Genomic DNA, 2334 nt, shown 5'->3' with positions numbered 1-2334 from the left:
TGTTGGAGCTGGCGCGGAAGCACCAGGTGGTGGATCCGGGGGATGATGGTGGTGGGGATGGCGAGGGCGGTGGGGATGGAGATGGTGGTGGGGATGGGGATGATGGTGGGGATGGGGATGTGAAGGCGATCGGGCCGCTGGGGATCAGCGGGGCCGTGCTGGGCGTCGTGGGGCTCGCGGGGGTTGGGGTTGGGGTTGCGTTTGCGGTCCGGGGGGTGGAGCCGCGCGCGCCCGCCTTTTTGGACCAAACGAACTATCGGACGCCCGGAAATGTGGTCTTGTCGATCGGAGGCGCGGCGTTGATTGCGGGGGTGGTGATGATCGCCGTGGACGTGAGCAAGCGAAAGAAGCGGCGGGCGAAGAGCGGAACGGGGGAGAAGGTCCGAGTCCGAGCCCATGGTGTCGGGATCGCTTTTTGAGCCGAGCGTATGGATAAATCGGTCAGGCTCCGCCGTGACCTGCCCGATCGATGATACGCATGATGCGAGAGGCGTCGATGCGTGCGAAGAGCTTGACCGGAAAAGCGCGGCGTTGGACACTTGGGGGGTGACTTCCCGTCAAGCTATCGTCCTGGGTCTGGGTTTTGTTGTTGGGGCGCTGCTGCCGTCCACGTCGGGCTGTGTCGAGCCGAACCCAGACCATTGCTACAACGCGGGAGGGGACAGCTACTGCAAGGACCAGTACGGGGATGCGAAACCGTACTGCTCGGACAACAGTTGCGTGACACCGACGGTCGATGGGTGCATGGAAGAGGAGCCCACCGGATGCTGGTATTGCAACGGGAAAGACGAAGACGAGTGCAGCGAGGTCGCGGGGGACGGTGATGGCGACCCAACTGGGGACGGTGATGGAGAGCCGACTGGGGATGGTGATGGCGAGGCGACTGGGGATGGTGATGGTGATGGCGACACCGGGCCGATGTGCATGGGGAGCGACGAATGTTCGGTGGAGATGCCGTTGTGCGACGATGGGACGTGCGTGGCGTGTGGGGACGCGACGACGGTGAGTTGTGGGGATGAGTATCCTGCGACGCCAGTTTGCGATGCGGGCGGCGCGTGCGTGGAGTGCACGACCGACGATGTGTCCGCTTGCCCGGCGGAGACGCCGGCGTGTCAGGCGAATGTCTGTGTGCCGTGTACTGAGCACTCGCAGTGCCCGGGGAGTGCGTGCAATATGTCCACTGGAGCCTGTATGCCGTTGAATAGCGTCTGGTGGGTGGATAATAGTGCGATGGAGCCGGGAGATGGTTCTGAGCAAAGTCCGTTCACGTCGATCGCCCTCGGAATGGCTCAGATCGGTGCGGGTAACGGGACGTTGATCGTGGCTGAAGGTATGCAGGATTATACGTCTTCGATATCGGTAAATCCTGGGCAGACTGTTGCTGTTATTGGTGATGGCGGAGCGACAATCGACTTTGGAGGGCAGGTTGTTCTTGTCAATAATGGGGCTGTAGCGTTCCTCTCGGGCCTGAAAATTATAGGTGGCTCTACCGGAGTGAGCGTGATGGGAGGGGATGTCTGGTTGGACCAAATGGTTGTCGTCGACAATCCGGGTAGCGGCAGTTTAGTCGTCACGGGAGGCACCGTCGTGGCTCGCAACAGCTTGATTGGAGGCCTTCCGAATACTGGGGCCGGCATCTTGCTGAACCAAGGAACATTCTCGGCCATATACACCACCATCGCTACGGGGTTTGACGCGCCCGCAATCCAGTGTCTATCGGGTGGGGCCGGGTCAATCGTGAGGAACTCCATTGTCGTTTCTCGGTTGGCGACACCCGAGATCCTCGGTTGCGAAAACGCCGAAGTTACCGGCTCGGCCCTTGAAATGTCACTCGGCGAAAATCAAGCATTGGGTGACATGTCGACATCATGGTTTGTGTCGTTCAACTCGGGCGATTTTCATCTGAACCCCAACATGTTCCCACAGGCGATCGAAACCGCTGCCACTTGGACCCTGGCGGACCCGGGCGTGGATATCGATGGAGATCCTCGGCCGACCATGGAGGGCGCTGCAGACTTCGCCGGCGCCGATCGCCTCTGAACACGAAGATTTGCGGTGTGGCTGCTATCCTGCGCGACAGAGATCGAACATTTGTCGGGGCAGTCGCGCGCGTGGTGGCGACCGGAGTACGCCTGTACCCGAGCAACGCACCCCACAGCCGAAGCGTACGAATGCTTGGTCGATGTCGGTTGAGTCCTGGATGATCAAGAGTGCAAATGAAATCCCCTCGCGTGGTGACGATCGGGATACCAAGTGTGACGCACGCGTCGGAGCCACAGCTCGCGCCGCGGCTGGTGGGGCGGATGATGGCGCCGCCGGAGCCCGAGCGAGCGG

General features: G+C 61.4%; 2 protein-coding genes. Both read left to right on the top strand.

Translation table 11 applies throughout. The features are described from left to right. On the top strand, positions 1-419 hold a 419-nt coding region (locus DB30_RS40650), incomplete at its 5' end, for a hypothetical protein (RefSeq protein WP_205633207.1). Between the two features lie 796 nt (positions 420-1215). Continuing rightward, positions 1216-2040: a hypothetical protein gene (locus DB30_RS40640; RefSeq protein WP_205633206.1), complete on the top strand. Its 825-nt coding sequence runs from the start codon at positions 1216-1218 to the stop codon at positions 2038-2040. The last annotated feature ends 294 nt before the right edge of the window (positions 2041-2334 follow it).

It is taken from the genome of Enhygromyxa salina (assembly GCF_000737335.2).
Lineage (GTDB): Bacteria > Myxococcota_A > Polyangia > Nannocystales > Nannocystaceae > Plesiocystis > Plesiocystis salina_C.
Note: the sequence above shows the minus strand (reverse complement) of the source record. Positions and strands in the feature narration are given on the sequence as shown.